We start from the raw sequence: 15,692 nt of genomic DNA, 5'->3' as shown, positions 1-15,692 counted from the left end.
GCGTAGAGTGGACAACTTGTTGCCCACACGGTTTGCAATAGGTAAAAGTCGCCAAGCGGGGTAAACACTAAATTGACAAAGAGAGGAAAACAAATGAGTAAGAAAGAATTTCTAGTATTAATTGTTCTTATAGATATATATTCATATATTAGCTTCTCAATTTTTTCCTTCTTAAATATAAGAGATTAGGATATCGTCAATCGTAATATATTTCCATTTATACTAATCACTTGTTTTGTAATACTTATCTTATTTAGTATAAATAGAATATCGAAAGTATTTTCTTATTCTATAGTAAGGGTTGGATTTGTATTTTTATTACTTTTTTCTAGATTAGCTCTCTATATCATTTTTATAGGAGTCTTAATTTTTTAATCCTAAGCAAGCGTAGGGTGGCAACTTATTTGTCCACGTGGCTTACGCTAGATGGAAGAGCCGCCAAGCGGGATAAACACTGGCTTTTTCACTAATCGCGTTTGACCCGCAACGAAATCAGCAGCCCGATAGGCTGTGGTCTTCATCCAACCCTACGCGGTACAGTGGAAAGGAAACACCACCCCGGGTAGCTTTGCGGTTGGACAGGGCATCGGCGGTGTCCTCAAAGGCATAAAAGAGGCATGGGAAGGTGACCCACAATGGAAAAAGACCACAGTAGAGGCCGGTGGTAATTTCTTTGCGGCAGGAATGGGAAGATGGTCGCGTGTTTCGACCGATGCAAGCATCGGAAACGACATTATTAATGCAGCAATAAAAGAGAAAGCTACCGCCAATCTCTTGCGAAACAGCAATCTTGCGCCAATTTCTCAAACGGCGAATGATGCCGCCACTATTGCCATCAAACAATCAAACTGGAAACAGGTAGAAGAAATTGTCAACTCTTCTGTAGGTAAGACATCGTCAGGTGCTGCTGACAAATCACTAAAAGCTGGGGGCAAAAACGGAACGGGCGTAACCACGCAAAAAATATATACAGACTCCAACGGAAACCCCATAGAGGAATTGGTAGGAAATGGAAGAAGGGGTAAGGTTACAAGTAATGCCGAACAAGCATTAGCTACACCGAACTTTGTATTGGTAGGCAAGCCATATTTAGAGCAGAGCTCTGTTATAAAGCCTGGAACTACAGTACAGTTAAACCAGTCGCAGCGATTGGCGAATGGCGAGGTGCTACCCGAAGGCAGTGTGATCACTACATCGGATAATATATTTAAAGCGACGCTTCCTGACGGGACAATAAAGAAAGGAAATGTTAATTTAATATATCCTCAAGCTCGTTTAAACCATTCTATAGAGATAGGAAAGGTAATTGGTGAATATTCTGCTATTAAACCAGGTTCATTAAATGAAGATATGGCAAAGACTTTTTCTGGTAGTAGGTATAAGGAAGTTGTTCTAGACAAAGATACTATACTTTTTAGAGCTGGAACAGATAAAATACCCTTAGGGCAATACTTTAGCCTAGAAGAACCATTGGGCATTATGCAAAGTAGAATTGATAAAGCGATTCCGCCTGTATGGCCTAATGGTGGTAAGTCACCAATTGATACTGTTTTTGCTGTAAAAGTACCAGCTGGGACTAAGGTATATGTTGGTGAAGTCGGAAGTCAACATCATGCTTTTGTAGGCGGTACTCAACAAATTATTGTTGTTAAGCCCTGGGAGATACAAGGAATTGAAATTATTTCTAAGAGGAAATTAAAATGAATTATCTAGATAAAATCCAAAATACTGTAGATGATATTATTGCCATTCTAGAAAAATATGATGATGACTGGGCTAATGTCTTTAAAAGAATAAAGAATAATCTTTATTTAAATCAAAAGAACACCATAAGAGATATAAGATATCTATATGGTGGAATGGGTTCTTTTAACGATTTTGTTTTGCAGAAAGATGGTAATATACCTAAAGATGATAATAATAAACTTTATGAATTAAGAACCAAATTATATGAATTATGTTGTCAACAAACGTTGAGTTGATAAATTTGTTGTCCATACAGTTCGCGACAGCTGAAAAAATTACCAACCTGTGCGGAGTATTTTGCGGCAGATAAACTGATTCGAAATGGGTCAGACCCCAATAATATATACTTTTCACCTGCAATGAACCCCAGATTAATTCGAAAACAGATAGAAATTCCACCGACTGCTATTGTTCCTAGATGTGAAAATTGTTCCGTAGTATGGCCTAAGTGAGGTAAATTAATATGGTAAATTTAAACAAAGACTGGCGTCCCGAATTCGGGCTAATATATACTTGGTATGCAATGGACAAGGAGGGGAAAATTGCAATGATGATCAATAATAACTGGGGTGATTTACCCAAAGTAATACTTTGTATAAATGACATAGAGGATAAACTTGATATTATAAGTGACTATATCTGGGAATCAAGTAATAATTATAATAATTTTCCAGCTAATAAAAATGGTAATGTACTGTTAGATATGTATGGATTCTGGATTAATAAAGGTGCATCAAAAAATGATGTTTATAAGGGCATCATGGATGACTATAAAGAACTAGGGATACATAGTTATACAAATATTCCTATAAACAAAGGGTTTTATATTTACGAAGCCGTAGAAGGCTATAAAGAAGGCGATGATTATCCAGTCGGCTATGATGGTCCGTCAAAAATGGGGGATTATTTCCGTTTCTTACAGCCTACAATTTATGGCAGCATTGAAGATTTTCCCAAAGAATTAAGGGGACTGGTTGCCGTTTCTAAAACTGTTGATTTTAAAGTGGACAGGCTATTGGACAATAATTTAATCAATACCTATTTCCCAGAGGTTTATAAATAATCAATCCGTCATAACCTGCTGCCAGCGGGATAAACATTGGCTTTTCTATAATTTGCCAACGAAAAGACAGGCAACACCGCGTAGAATTGATCAAAATATGGGGATCTTCCATTGATGATCTGGCTAGATCCTTTCAAGGTGCCGCCGCTATTGCTAGCAAACAATCAAACTGGAAACAGGTAGAAGAAATTGTCAACTCTTCTGTAGGTAAGACAAATGGAACAAGTGTTGTTACAAAAGCGTCGCCTAAAATAGAAGCCGATCCCGTCAATTTTTATAAAGGCATAGCAGCCCCCCATGAGCTTGGCGGTTATCAAATCGGCATGAAACCAATAGTGATTCAGCCGCAGAAAGGTGTGAATGCAGGTACAACTACTATTGTGGTAGATGGGCCAACTCGTGTTAAGTTAAGAGAGCCTGTAAACTTATCGGAGGTTGAACGATTGGGTACAATAGATATTGCTAGCCTGAGCAAAAATCGTGGGGAAGCATCTGCCGCAGCAGAATTACAGAATATTTTAGGAGGTAAATTAAGAAGAGTTACTGATTCCGATATGTCAAAAGCTGACTTTATTATTGAAGATGGCCTTAATAAGGGAAAAAGCATAGATTTTATATTCACAAGTAATAGCAGAGGGGCTTCTTACTATATTAATAAGCACTTTGAGAAAAATTGGAGAAGGCAAACTGGCACAAAAGAACAGATTATTTATCATCTCGAGAAGGCTGATATTGTTCCTTTAGACCTAAGAAATTTAGATATGCAGCATAGAGCAAAAATCATAGACTTTATTTACAATAATCTTTCATTAGAACAGAGATCTAGAATTATCATTATGGAGTGAATAATGGCCGGTTTTATTTGCATCTCAAAGATTGGTGTATCAATGAGTACAGTATCATTTGATATAATTACAGCATGGACAAAGCGATATTTTAAACCTGCTGACGAATCTACAATACATATTTTGTATGATGATTTTGAAAAGGGTGATATTCCAGCTTTATATCTTGATGAGTTAAGTGATTATGATTTTATGAGTTTTTATTCAGCTTGTTATAAGGCATACGAGGAATTTAGATCATCATACGAACGCCGAAATTTATCTTGGGAAGAAGTATTAGAAGAATTAAGAAAAGACCCAAGATTTTCTAAAAATAAAGCCTAAAGCAAATATTGCTCCTTTAGAATTCAGAAATCTAAAACCTGAATACAGAACAAAAGTTATAGATTTTATCAATAAAGAAATGACAAAAGAACAGAAATCACGAATTATTATTATGGAGTGAGTAATTTTATGGCTGGATATATAGCAATATCAGATACAGGTGGCGTTTCAATGAGCACTCTAACATTTGATCTTATTATAAATAAAATAAAACCTTATTTAATTTTAGATAATAAAGTTATAGAAGAATTATATGCAGATGTCGATACTTTTAATGTAATGGATCTAGGTGAGCTAAGTAATAAAGATTTTATGACTTTTTACTTGGCATGTTTTTATTCATATGAAAAGTTCATAAAATCAACAAGTACTAGCATACCAACATCACCTTGGAAAGAAGTGCTAGATAAATTAAGAGAAGATCCAAGATTCTCCGAAAAATGCAACCTGAGACCAACCGGGTGGGCAACTTATTGCCCACCCGGTTGGTGATAAATAGAAAACCTGCCAAGTGGGATAAATACTGAATTTCTGTAATTTGCCGACGAAAAAATAGAAAACACCGCCTACAAACCTGTTACAGCACACTACCAAAACAACTACGCCGAAACGGTTTACCTCAGTACTCCGGCTGCCGGTGAAATATCACCAACCTTCCGTAATCAAAAAACCTTATCTGCAGCATTGAGAGAAGCAAGAGATTATATTCAGCATTCCAATCTCCCGCCTTCGCTTAAAGCAAAAGCCATGAATGAAATAAAAGAAGGAAATGTAACCGTATATACACCGGCAAGCGGTGGAATTAAATATTCTACTATTAATAAAGTTGTCAATGGCGTTCTTCAGGAGTAAACAATGTTTGAGTTACCGCTCAGTAAAGATAATGCAGAATGGTATTACCAATACACCATGAATCAAGAGATTGATATGACAAATGATCCCATAGGCAATTTTGCCATGAGCGATCTTAATGCTTATATAAAAGCGACCTTAGTTGGGCTAGCGCAGGAATATCAACCTCTGCTAGATAGAGTTATAGATTGGTTGCAGTTTGCCATATCTAGAAATGAGGGTATGGGGCCTAATCTAGATGAATACATTAACTTCAGGCAAAAGAAATTGCATGCAAATCTAGCCTTGGCGTATTGGATAAGAGATAGAGAAAACTGTTTTTCTTTATGGCATAAGGCGGTTGAGCTTCATCAAATTGATTTTCTAGAGAGAGCTCCTTTATCCGATAAAAAATTTATACACATTGAAGACGCCATGTTGTATTGCTTACATGCAAAATCCTATAAAACAGGTATAGAAATTTATGAAAGAGCTTACGGTAAAAAAACACCAAACATAAAAAGGACAAAAAATGAGAAGACAATAGAATACGCTTATTGCTTGCATAATGAGCAAGGAGTATATGATAAAGAAGAATTGTTTTTGGCAGCCAAAAAGATGCTGATACATAACATAAATGACGGATGCTTAATATCAGGCAGTTCTTTACATGTATTGTCATGGCTAAAAGTATTATATTGGAACGAACGAGAGAATACCGAACCATTACAAATATGGCTGGATTTTTTTAAAAATAATTTCAATATAAAGGAAATGTAACCGTATATACACCGGCAAGCGGTGGAATTAAATACTCTAACTATTAACAAAGTTGTCAACGGCGTTCTTCAGGAGTAAATAATGTTTGAGTTACCGCTCAGTAAAGATAATGCAGAATGGTATTATCAATATGCCATGGATAGAGAGGTTGATTTAAAAAATGATCCTATAGGTAATTTCGCTATAAACGATTTTGATGCCTATATAAAAGCGACCTTAGTTGGGCTAGCGCAGGAATATCAACCTCTGCTAGATAGAGTTATAGATTGGTTACAGTTTGCCATAGCTAGAAATGAGGGCATGGGGCCTAATCTAGATGAATATATTAGCTTCAAGCAAAAAGAATTACATGCAAATCTAGCCTTAGCGTATTGGATAAGAGATAGAGAAAACTGTTTTTCTTTATGGCATAAGGCAATTGAATTCTATCAGATCGATCTCTTAGATAATCCTGATTCCGATACTGATCCTTTGTATGATAATTCTTTATATAATGAAGACATTATATTGTGTTGCTTACATGCAAAATCCTATAAAACAGGTATAGAGATTTATGAAAGAGCTTATGGTAAACAAACACCAAACATAAAAAGGACAAAAAATGAGAAGACAATAGAATACGCTTATTGCTTGCATAATGAGCAAGGAGTATATGATAAAGAAGAATTGTTTTTGGCAGCCAAAAAGATACTGATACATAATATAAATGACGGATGCTTAATATCAGGCAGTTCTTTATATGTATTGTCATGGCTAAAAGTATTATATTGGAACGAACGAGAGAATACCGAACCATTACAAATATGGCTGGATTTTTTTAAAAATAATTTCAATATAGAAGAGCAAGCGTAGAATTAGCCATTTGTGTTATCCACACGGTTTGGATAGCTGGAAAACCCGCTAAGCGGGATAAACACGGGCTTCTTGCCGTTTACCCATGCGACGAAGCAAGCACAATGCCCAAAGCCGACGCTTTCGTCTTGGCGAAAACAAAAAAATCCGCCGCAAGACAGCGGAATTTTTTGCGCGAAACCCCGTAACCACACCGTTTGACGTGAAATAACAGGCATAATGCCCGCATTCATTCCTCTTCCCATGACCAACAGCGCAGAACCGACACAGCGTCAACACCGCCTGTGTGCGATAGCGATGCTGCTGCGGGTTTTGTTTGCCTGCCTTTCCAGTTGCCACAGCACCACCCTCATCCAGGGCAAAAAAACCGACCTGGGTGCAGAATTTGTCTACGAACAAACCCTCGACAAAAAAGACGCGGGCAACTACGACTACCACTACCGGGGCGAACACAAAGGCGTGCACACCAGCGGCGACGGCAAACTGGCCGTCATCGCCACCGATGGCAAACTGATCATGAAAGCCACCGAACTCGACAGCGGCAAAAGCCAGGTATACCTCTACGGTGCCAAAGGCGTTGACGCCGAGGCGGGAGAAATCGTTGAGCACACCATCAGCGCCCGCGAAAGCAAACAACGCGGCTTCCTCAAACGCACCCACACACGCGACTACGTCGAAACCGAAATCCACCAGAACAAAGCCGGCACCATCACCGGCGATACCGTCGTCGTTGCGGCGGGACAAGGCGACATCAACGCCACCGGCATGCACATCGTCAGCGACCACGGCACCATGCTGCATACTGACAAAGGCGACATCAACCTTAAAGCCGGCAAAAACAGCTACCGCAGCGTCGAAAAACACAGCAAACACAAAATCGGTCTGATGGGTTCCGGCGGCTGGGGCGTATTCCTCGGCAGCCGCCGCCAAAGCGGCGAGACCGAACTCAATATCAAGGCCCCCGCCCCGACCCTGGTTGGCGCGATCGACGGCAACATCCACATCCAGGCCGGCGGCCACTACGATGGCACGGGCGCCCTGGTACATGCCGGACGCGAAGGCGGGCCGCTTACCAAAGAACAATGGCTGCAGATGAGCGAAGCCGAACGCAACCGCGCTGGCAACATCTACTTCAGCGCCGAAAGCGGCAGTCTGCGCGCGGCGCGCGGCAGCCAAGACCACGAAATGCACAGCCACTACAAACAGACCGGCTTCACCGCCAACCTGGGCGGCGCCGTGGTCAACGTCGCCCAGACCGCCTTGCAAACCATGAAAACCCTGAGCGATGGCGATAACGCCCGCGTCCGGACCATGAACACGCTCTTAGTGAAAAGAATCCGCCGCAGTACGGCGGATTCGCGAGCCCAACAAGCATGTGCTTGATCGAACAAACAAAGGTGAAAGAAAGTCTCCGAAAGTGAGAAAACGGGGTTTGTAGAGGGGTAAAAAGAAAGATTGCCTACGTTGTAACATGATGTTTTTACTTAATATTACTATATGGTAAATCATCCTGTCTCTCCGCCACTTTTTTGCACCAAATTTCTCCAGTTTTTGCCTCCCCAGTATCCCCTGCGCTTCGCCTGATGTACCGCTGGCAAGGCGGGCTCCGTATCCCTTGAGGCATACGCCATCATTGCCGAAAAAATCCCGTTGCGGCGGCGTATTTTTATCTCCCTGATCCGTCAATTTCTTTCCCCGCAGCGGCAAAATCGCGCAAACGAAACCAGGCACACACCCAAATCAGGGATAATGCCGCGCCTTACGCCATTTCCATCTGCCCATGAACCTGCTCGAAGCCGACAACCTCACCTTGCTCAAAGGCAGCACCCTGTTGCTACGCCGCTACCATCTGCACATTGCCGCAGGCGACATCATCCACCTTACCGGCGAGAACGGCAGCGGTAAAACCACGCTATTGCAGGCACTGGCGGGGCTATTCACGCCGCAATACGGCACGATCCACCGCCATACACCGCTGCTCTATCTCGGTCACCGCCCGGGTATCAAGGGTACATTGAGCGTGCGCGAGAATTTGCGCTATGCCGCCCGCCTCTATCACGGCATGAGCGGAACTGGGCTGGAAACACGGCTGGACGCAGCCCTGGCTGCCGTCGGCATTGATCACCTTGACGGGCGACAAAGCCGCCTGCTGTCGGCAGGACAGCAGCGGCGTTGCCAACTGGCCCGCCTGTGGCTGGATACGCCGCCGCTGTGGCTGCTAGATGAACCGCTGACGGCGCTGGATGCAGCGACCTCCACCCTCCTGCTGCAACATCTCGAACAGCACCGTGCTGGCGGCGGTGCAGCGGTGATTACCAGCCACCAGCCGCTGGCGCTGCCCCGCTTAACGATATGCGCGGTGGGACAATGAAGCACCATCCGCAATAAAAAAACCCGCTTACGCGGGCTTTTTTGTGGCATTGCCGGATGAAAGATTAAGCACCCGGAACAATGAGGGTTTTGGCCAGTGCCAAACCGACCAAGCAGGCGGTCACGACACCAACCAAACCTGGCGCCATGAAGCTGTGGTTGAAATACCATTTGCCGATTTTCGTCGTCCCGGTCACGTCGAAGTTGATAGTCGCAATATCGGACGGATAGTTCGGGATGAAGAAGTAGGCGTAGGTAGCCGGCATGAGACCGATGAGCGTCGGCGCAGGGATGCCGAGACCAATGCCGACCGGCAACAGGATTTTCGCCGTTGCCGCCTGGCTGTTGATGAGGACGGACACAGCAAAGAGCGCGAAGGCGAAAGTCCATGGCGCGTTCTTGACCATTTCCGTGACGCTTTCTTTGAACACCGGCATGGCGTAGTTGAAGTAGGTGTCGCTCATCCAGGCAATACCGAAGATGGCAACCGTCGCCACCATGCCCGATTTAAAGACAACGCCGTTCGGCACTTTCGACACGCTGGTGCGGGTGGCGAGGAGGATGACGCCGCCGAAGGCGAGCATCAGCATCTGAATCATCACGCCCATGGAAATCAGCATCGGCTTGCCTTCGGGGCCGACCACGGTGCGAATCGGTTTGTACATGGCGACAAAGACGATGCAGATGAGGGCGAGGATGAAGAGCAGCACGGAGTTACGCGCAGCAGGCGGCAGCTGTTCGTTCAGGGTGGTGCTGGTCGTGTTTTGGATACGCTCACGCCATTCCGGATCTTGCATGCGACGCTGAAACTCCGGATCATCCTGCAATTCCTTGCCGCGACGCAGGCTGTACAGCGAGAGGGCAATCGTGCCGCAGAAGGTGGCGGTGATGGTGACGGTCACGATCTGAATCAGCGACACGCCTTCAAAGAAGTGGATCTTGGTGATGTCGTCCAGATAGAGCGCGACCACTGCCGAGACGGGGCTGGCGGTAATCGCCAGCTGTGAGGCGACGGAAGCTGCCGCCATCGGGCGTTCTGGGCGGATGTTATTCTTCAGGGCGATATCGCCAATGATCGGCATGATGGAATAGACGGCGTGGCCGGTGCCAAGCATGACCGTCATTGCCCAGGTAACAATGGGGCCCAAAATGGTGACCCGCTTCGGATTCTTGCGCAGGATTTTTTCGGCAACCTGCAACATATATTTCAGGCCACCGGCAGCTTCGAGCACAGAGGCACAGGTAACGACGGCAAGAATAACGAGCATAACCTCGACCGGCGGTTTGCCGGGCGGCATACGCAGTACCAACACTTCAAAAAGCAGACCGATACCGGATACGACACCGAGACCGATGCCGCCGAAACGGCTGCCCGCGTAAAGGAAACCGATGAGCAGAATGAACTCAAAAATGAGCGCATGCTCAAGGAAAAAAGACATGATGCCTCCTGATGATGAAAAAATCTTGCGTATGATACGCCTTGCCATCTGTTCATGCAGGTCTTTTCTGGGGATTCCTGTGTTTGCTTCTGGCAATCTTCACAAAAATCCTGGTTTTATCCCGCTTGGCGAACCCAGTATTTATCCCGCTTGAGCGCCTGTTCCCCGCCACCTCGCAAGCACAAAAAAAGCGCCGCCTTCCGGCAGCGCTTTTTCAGTTGGTGCAGGTTTATTTCGGATGCACCATTTCTTCCGGCTTGACCAGTTCGTCAAACTCTTCGCCGGAAAGAAGACCGAGTTCAATCGCGGTTTCGCGCAGCGATTTGTCGTTCTTGTAGGCGGTTTTCGCTACTTTCGCCGCGTTTTCGTAGCCAATCTTGCGGTTCAGCGCGGTGACCAGCATCAGCGAGTGGTGCAGGAAGTAATCGATCTTTTCCGGCACCGGTTCGATGCCGACGGCGCAGTGGTCATTGAAGCTGTTGCAAGCGTCGCCAAGCAGGCGGATGGATTGCAGCAGGTTGTAGGCGATGACCGGCATATAGACGTTCAGCTCGAAGTTGCCGGAAGCACCTGCGAAGTTGATAGTTACGTCGTTGCCGAAGACCTGGCAGCAGACCATGGACAGCGCTTCGCACTGGGTTGGGTTAACTTTGCCCGGCATGATGGAGGAGCCTGGCTCGTTTTCCGGAATTTTGATTTCGCCGAGGCCGCAGCGCGGGCCGGAAGCCAGCCAGCGCACATCGTTGGCGATTTTGTTCAGGCTGGCGGCGAGTGTTTTCAGCGCGCCGGAAGCGAAGACGGCAGCGTCACGACCGCCGAGCGCTTCGAATTTGTTCGGCGCAGTGACAAACGGCAGGCCGGACAGGTCGGCGAGCTGTTTGGCGACTTTGACGGCGTAGTCGGGGTGGCTGTTCAGGCCAGTACCGACCGCAGTACCGCCAAGCGGCAGTTCATAAAGCCCTTGCAGCGCATCTTGCAGACGGGTGAGGCCATGATCAAGCTGGCTGACATAGCCGGAAAATTCCTGGCCGAGGGTCAGTGGGGTGGCGTCTTGCAGGTGGGTGCGGCCGATTTTGACGATAGGGGCAAATTCCTTCGCCTTTTTATCCAGCGTGTCGCGCAGTTTCTTCACCGCCGGAATCAGCAAGCGGTTGATTTCCTGCGCGGCGGCGACGTGAATGGCGGTCGGGAAGCTGTCGTTGGTGGATTGCGCGTGGTTGACGTGATCGTTCGGATGCACGGGTTTGTAAGCGGCGAGACCGGTACCGGCGAGTTCGTTAGCGCGGTTGGCAAGCACCTCGTTCATGTTCATGTTCGACTGCGTACCAGAACCCGTCTGCCAAACGACGAGCGGGAATTGCGTATCCAGCTTGCCGGCAAGCACGTCATCGGCGGCGCGGACAATCAAATCCGCCTGTTCCTGCTGGATGCGGCCCAGCCCGGCATTGGTCTGCGCGGCGGCCTTCTTGATCAGCGCCATCGCATAAATCACCGGCTGCGGCAGCGTTTCCCCGCCGATTTTGAAGTTCTGATAGCTGCGCTGCGTTTGCGCGCCCCAGTAGGCATCGGACGGGACTTGAACATCACTCATAGTGTCGTGTTCGGTGCGTGTGGTCATAGCGTTTACCTCGTGTTGAAAAGTGTGACAATTATAACACCTGCGCCGTGCAGGGTCGCGGCAATGCGCCTACAATATCCACACCAATCACCAGAAAAGGCCACCAAAATGCTCATCATCACCGGACTGGCCGGGGCGGGCAAAACCATCGCCCTCGACACCCTCGAAGACCTCGGCTACTACTGCATTGACAACCTGCCGAGCGCACTGCTTGACAGCCTCGTGCGCGACTTCGCCGGCAAACAGCCGCAGCCCGTCGCCGTCGCCATGGACTCGCGTAATGCTGCCGACCTCGCCGCCCTGCCGGAAAAAATCCGCAACCTGCGCACGCTGGCGGACATCCAGATCCTCTTCCTCACCGCCGACACCGATGTCCTCGTGCGCCGCTACAGCGAAACACGCCGCCCGCACCCGCTGCACATCCATGCCGAAAACCCGCGCGCCCTGCCGGAAGCCATCGAGTACGAGCGACACCTCCTAAACCCGCTGATGAACCTTGCCGACATCATCCTCGACACCAGCCATTACAGCGTTTACCAGCTCAAAGACCGCCTGCGCACCGTCCTCGGCGACGCTGCCCCCTCGCTCATCATCACCCTGCAATCCTTCGGCTTCAAACACGGTACACCGGTCAACGCCGACTTCCTCTTCGACGTGCGCTTCCTGCCGAACCCCTACTGGGATCCCGCCATCCGTGCCTACAGCGGCAGCGATACGCCCATCATCGAATTCCTCGAACGCTACGACGAACCGCGCCGCTTCGTCTCCGACACCGCCGCCTACCTGAAAAACTGGCTGCCGGCCTTCGTCCAGGGCAGCAACCGCGCTTACCTCACCATTGGCATCGGTTGCACCGGCGGCCAGCACCGCAGCGTGTACGTCACTGAAAAAATCGGCGCCCTGCTCAAACCCGACTTCCCCGGCCTGCATATCGAGCACCGCGACAGAAAAGCCTACGCAGCGGGGCATGGCGAATAGCGCTATCAAAACCGCGAGGTAACAGACGATGAAACCACAAACCTATTGGCAATGGAGCTTTCTTGTCAATGCATTACTACTGACATTTCTCTTTCCTGTCCTTGTCTCACTGCTGTTCGCGCTCTTATTTTTCAAGTACCATGATATAATCAATTTGGTCATAATTATTGGTTTTTACACCCTTATTGTGCCCAGCCTGTTGACTACTATTATTGCTACAATCTTCGCCTTGGCCATGCGCTTATATCGTGATAGGACAAGTACTTTTATTATATCTACCGTAGGCATTTACGCTAGTTTCATATATGTAATTTTTATCTTTTACAAACCCTATTCACAAATAAACTGGGATTCAATATTCATTATTATATGCTTTGCCTTATATGGCGCAATTTTTGCCTTTTTACTTTCTAAACTTTTACCAACAAACATTACCACAACAAATAATATAAGCAAAAAACTCTCTCGTCCCTGGCGTCTCTTATTCATTTTTTCTTTTTTTGAGCCGCAAATTATCTCCTTGCTTCTCTTCTTTAGAATGGGAGGTGGTAGTCGTGATATTTTTATTTATATTATGGCAGAATATTATATTGTGGGTGCAATACCGTCAGCACTGACTGCGCTTGCCGCCATCATGATGAATTGGCGTAAAAATATGGTCGGCGTAGTGCTATGCACGATCGCAGGCGCCATCAGTACCTATCTGTTTGGTGGTATTGGCCTAACCTTTTATGGCTTGCCGTTTATGACAGGTTCCCCGATATTTATCGTTTTTGGTACATTTGCCACTTTTATTCTTGCACTCATATTTCTGCCAACCGCTGAAAAGCGCATGGCCGAGAATACCATTCAAACTAAAAAAGAAATTATCATGACAAATAAAAGGTATAAAAAATTTCACAATCCTATTTACTGGAAAACTTTCTTTAATCTTTTATTTAAGGCACCTATTATACTAACTATCATAACCTCTATTATTTTTTCTACTTCAATATTAAATTCTTTAATCCCACCATTAATACCAATAGCTTTTTTGTAATCTATACAGTGTTTTTTCTTATTGTTGGGATAATTGTTTTAGCAATTGAACCCTATCAAGATATTAAGGGATTATTTATTATGACAGCATGCCCTTTCGTCGGCATTATAGCATTAGATATAATTATTAGTTCGGAACCCTCTAAATACGACATAATGTCTGCTGCTTATCACGCCTTTATGGTTTTTATCTTTTCTTTAATCTTCCTGCCATCAGGAAGCGACATAGAGGATAACCATGAAAGATAGAGCAGGCTGCTGCCTTATTGTTTTTATACTTGCAATGGCAGTCTTATTTGGGATTATAAATGATGATAAAACAGATATAATAACAGGACTGGCTGTTGGCATATTTCTCTATGCCAGTGCCCCTATCTTGGTTATTATTTTTATTGTCCTGATTATTATCTGTATTCTTCCCGATTCCACAAACCAGGAGCCAACCATGAAACTCTACATCTATGACCACTGCCCTTTCTGTGTGCGCGCCCGCATGATCTTCGGCTTGCGCGGCCTGCCCGTGGAGCTTGAAGTCTTTGCCAACGATGACGAAGCGGGGCCGACGGCACTCATCGGCGAAAAAGTAGTGCCGATACTGGTCAAGCCGGACGGCACGGCGATGGACGAGAGCCTCGACATTGTGCGCTTCGTGGATGAATACGCCGGCAAAGAACGCCTGGATGACACCATCCGTCCAGAAATACAGGCCTGGCTGGACAAAGTCGGCAAATACAGCAGCCGCCTGACCGCACCACGCTGCGTGCAAATCGGTCTGCCGGAATTTGCGACCGAATCCGCGCGCGCCTATTACATCGCGAAAAAAACCGCCGCCTACGGCGATTTCGCGGAGAACATCGCCCGTACCGACGAATACCTTGCGCAACTGCACGCCGACCTGCCCGAACTGGCGGCACTCATCCACAGCGAGGGACACATCGGCGAAAGATTGGGCTATGAAGACATCATCACCTTCCCTCTGCTGCGCAACCTGACCATGGTCAAAGGGCTGCAATATCCGGAGCAAATCCGCTTCTATGTTGAGCGCATGGCCAAGCAAAGCGGCGTGCCGCTTTATTACGACAAGGCGGTATGAATAACCGAAAAGGCGGCTCAAGCCGCCTTTTTCATTGTCATCATATCTTCCCGCGCAAGTCGCGCGGGCCAGCACCAAGCGGGATAAATACCGGGGTTCACCCTAATGGCTGCGCAGTTTTTCCCGGGCGGCTTCGGCCAGAAACCCGCTACGGCTGCCACCATGGGTTTTGACATAGTCATCAATGGCAGCGAGCAGATTTTCCGGCAGGGTGGCATTGAAACGTTTGGCGCGGGTAGTCAGACGGGACGTGTCAATGTCAAATAACATCCACAGGCCATCATAGGCAAATTCCGGCCGCGTACGTAGAGTCGCCAAATCGGAAGGCGGCGGCAGCGGCAAATCCTCCCCCTCAAAATAAAGCTCAACGGCTTCCTGCACCCTGGCAGGCAGGTCATTCATTTCGTCGGCAGCGGAAAAACAGCCGGGGAAATCCGGCAATACCACGCCGTAAGCATGGTTTTTATCACCCAATTCCACAAAAGCGGGATACAACATTGTTAACGTCCTTCCGGCGGCCAAGGCCAGCCGGCCTGTCTGAAAATACTGCGCAAAGTGCCGATCGGCATGTCTTTGCGCGGATGAGGCACGATGACCTGTCCGGGGATAACGGGATGTTTGAATTTCTGGTGATCCCCCCGGCCACCGACCAATAGCCAGCCCTCCCGTTGTAATCGTTTGATAAGCGTCTTGCTGTCCATAACGGCATCATACA

General features: G+C 46.7%; 19 protein-coding genes. 14 read left to right on the top strand and 5 right to left on the bottom strand.

Features of this window, described 5'->3' with window-relative positions; all coding sequences use genetic code 11:
* Positions 1-510: 510 nt before the first annotated feature.
* The 8 genes from LG374_RS09265 to LG374_RS09230 all read left to right on the top strand — a co-directional run bounded on the left by LG374_RS09265 (position 511) and on the right by LG374_RS09230 (position 6,441).
* Entirely contained in the window at positions 511-1,704 is a 1,194-nt protein-coding gene (locus LG374_RS09265; protein WP_225758032.1) for a hypothetical protein, read from the top strand.
* Complete coding sequence (locus tag LG374_RS09260) at positions 1,701-1,982, top strand: hypothetical protein (protein WP_225757426.1); 282 nt, start codon at positions 1,701-1,703, stop codon at positions 1,980-1,982. Before LG374_RS09265 ends, LG374_RS09260 begins: the two co-directional genes overlap by 4 nt.
* 227 nt (positions 1,983-2,209) lie before the next feature.
* Positions 2,210-2,809: a hypothetical protein gene (locus LG374_RS09255; protein WP_225757425.1), complete on the top strand. Its 600-nt coding sequence runs from the start codon at positions 2,210-2,212 to the stop codon at positions 2,807-2,809.
* 86 nt (positions 2,810-2,895) lie between these two features.
* Positions 2,896-3,654: a hypothetical protein gene (locus LG374_RS09250; RefSeq protein ID WP_225757424.1), complete on the top strand. Its 759-nt coding sequence runs from the start codon at positions 2,896-2,898 to the stop codon at positions 3,652-3,654.
* Positions 3,655-3,657: 3 nt separating this feature from the next.
* The gene (locus tag LG374_RS09245; RefSeq protein ID WP_225757423.1) at positions 3,658-3,978 is read left to right on the top strand and encodes a hypothetical protein; all 321 of its coding nucleotides are present in this window, start codon (positions 3,658-3,660) and stop codon (positions 3,976-3,978) included.
* A gap of 129 nt (positions 3,979-4,107) precedes the next feature.
* A complete protein-coding gene (locus tag LG374_RS09240; protein ID WP_225757422.1) occupies positions 4,108-4,470 on the top strand; it encodes a hypothetical protein in 363 nt (120 codons plus the stop codon).
* Between the two features lie 363 nt (positions 4,471-4,833).
* Entirely contained in the window at positions 4,834-5,589 is a 756-nt protein-coding gene (locus LG374_RS09235; RefSeq protein ID WP_225757421.1) for a hypothetical protein, read from the top strand.
* Positions 5,590-5,670: 81 nt separating this feature from the next.
* Complete coding sequence (locus LG374_RS09230; protein ID WP_225757420.1) at positions 5,671-6,441, top strand: hypothetical protein; 771 nt, start codon at positions 5,671-5,673, stop codon at positions 6,439-6,441.
* 2 nt (positions 6,442-6,443) lie between these two features.
* On the opposite strand, the gene LG374_RS09225 is transcribed toward LG374_RS09230, so the two are convergent.
* Complete coding sequence (locus LG374_RS09225) at positions 6,444-6,674, bottom strand: hypothetical protein (RefSeq protein WP_225757419.1); 231 nt, start codon at positions 6,672-6,674, stop codon at positions 6,444-6,446.
* Positions 6,675-6,684: 10 nt separating this feature from the next.
* On the opposite strand from LG374_RS09225, the gene LG374_RS09220 reads away from it, so the two are divergent.
* Complete coding sequence (locus tag LG374_RS09220) at positions 6,685-7,824, top strand: hemagglutinin repeat-containing protein (RefSeq protein WP_225757418.1); 1,140 nt, start codon at positions 6,685-6,687, stop codon at positions 7,822-7,824.
* A gap of 397 nt (positions 7,825-8,221) precedes the next feature.
* A complete protein-coding gene (gene ccmA, locus LG374_RS09215; RefSeq protein WP_225757417.1) occupies positions 8,222-8,812 on the top strand; it encodes a heme ABC exporter ATP-binding protein CcmA in 591 nt (196 codons plus the stop codon).
* A 64-nt stretch (positions 8,813-8,876) separates the two neighbouring features.
* On the opposite strand, the gene LG374_RS09210 is transcribed toward ccmA, so the two are convergent.
* Complete coding sequence (locus LG374_RS09210) at positions 8,877-10,250, bottom strand: anaerobic C4-dicarboxylate transporter (RefSeq protein WP_225757416.1); 1,374 nt, start codon at positions 10,248-10,250, stop codon at positions 8,877-8,879.
* Between LG374_RS09210 and LG374_RS09205 the strand changes: the two genes are divergently transcribed.
* A complete protein-coding gene (locus tag LG374_RS09205) occupies positions 10,249-10,404 on the top strand; it encodes a hypothetical protein (protein ID WP_225757415.1) in 156 nt (51 codons plus the stop codon). The two genes, LG374_RS09210 and LG374_RS09205, sit on opposite strands and share 2 nt — an antisense overlap.
* A gap of 75 nt (positions 10,405-10,479) precedes the next feature.
* Here LG374_RS09205 and fumC read toward each other — a convergent pair whose 3' ends face one another.
* Positions 10,480-11,868 (bottom strand): class II fumarate hydratase, encoded by a 1,389-nt coding sequence (gene fumC, locus LG374_RS09200; RefSeq protein ID WP_225757414.1) that lies wholly within the window; start codon positions 11,866-11,868, stop codon positions 10,480-10,482.
* A gap of 108 nt (positions 11,869-11,976) precedes the next feature.
* Here fumC and rapZ point away from each other — a divergent pair, with 108 nt between their 5' ends.
* The 3 genes from rapZ to grxB all read left to right on the top strand — a co-directional run bounded on the left by rapZ (position 11,977) and on the right by grxB (position 14,977).
* Positions 11,977-12,846 carry an RNase adapter RapZ gene (gene rapZ / locus LG374_RS09195; RefSeq protein ID WP_255594492.1) on the top strand — a complete coding sequence of 290 codons (870 nt, stop codon included), beginning with the start codon at positions 11,977-11,979 and terminating at the stop codon, positions 12,844-12,846.
* Between the two features lie 28 nt (positions 12,847-12,874).
* Entirely contained in the window at positions 12,875-13,885 is a 1,011-nt protein-coding gene (locus tag LG374_RS09190; RefSeq protein WP_225757412.1) for a hypothetical protein, read from the top strand.
* A gap of 444 nt (positions 13,886-14,329) precedes the next feature.
* Positions 14,330-14,977 (top strand): glutaredoxin 2, encoded by a 648-nt coding sequence (gene grxB / locus LG374_RS09185; protein WP_225757411.1) that lies wholly within the window; start codon positions 14,330-14,332, stop codon positions 14,975-14,977.
* Positions 14,978-15,079: 102 nt separating this feature from the next.
* Here grxB and LG374_RS09180 read toward each other — a convergent pair whose 3' ends face one another.
* Positions 15,080-15,475 carry a type II toxin-antitoxin system HicB family antitoxin gene (locus LG374_RS09180; protein WP_225757410.1) on the bottom strand — a complete coding sequence of 132 codons (396 nt, stop codon included), beginning with the start codon at positions 15,473-15,475 and terminating at the stop codon, positions 15,080-15,082.
* A 2-nt stretch (positions 15,476-15,477) separates the two neighbouring features.
* Positions 15,478-15,678 (bottom strand): type II toxin-antitoxin system HicA family toxin, encoded by a 201-nt coding sequence (locus LG374_RS09175; protein WP_225757409.1) that lies wholly within the window; start codon positions 15,676-15,678, stop codon positions 15,478-15,480.
* Positions 15,679-15,692 lie beyond the last annotated feature (14 nt).

The organism is Cardiobacterium sp. Marseille-Q4385, from assembly GCF_916618745.1.
Classification (GTDB): Bacteria; Pseudomonadota; Gammaproteobacteria; order Cardiobacteriales; family Cardiobacteriaceae; genus Cardiobacterium.
The sequence above is the reverse complement of the archived record's forward strand: the minus strand, read 5'-3'. Positions and strand labels throughout refer to the sequence as shown.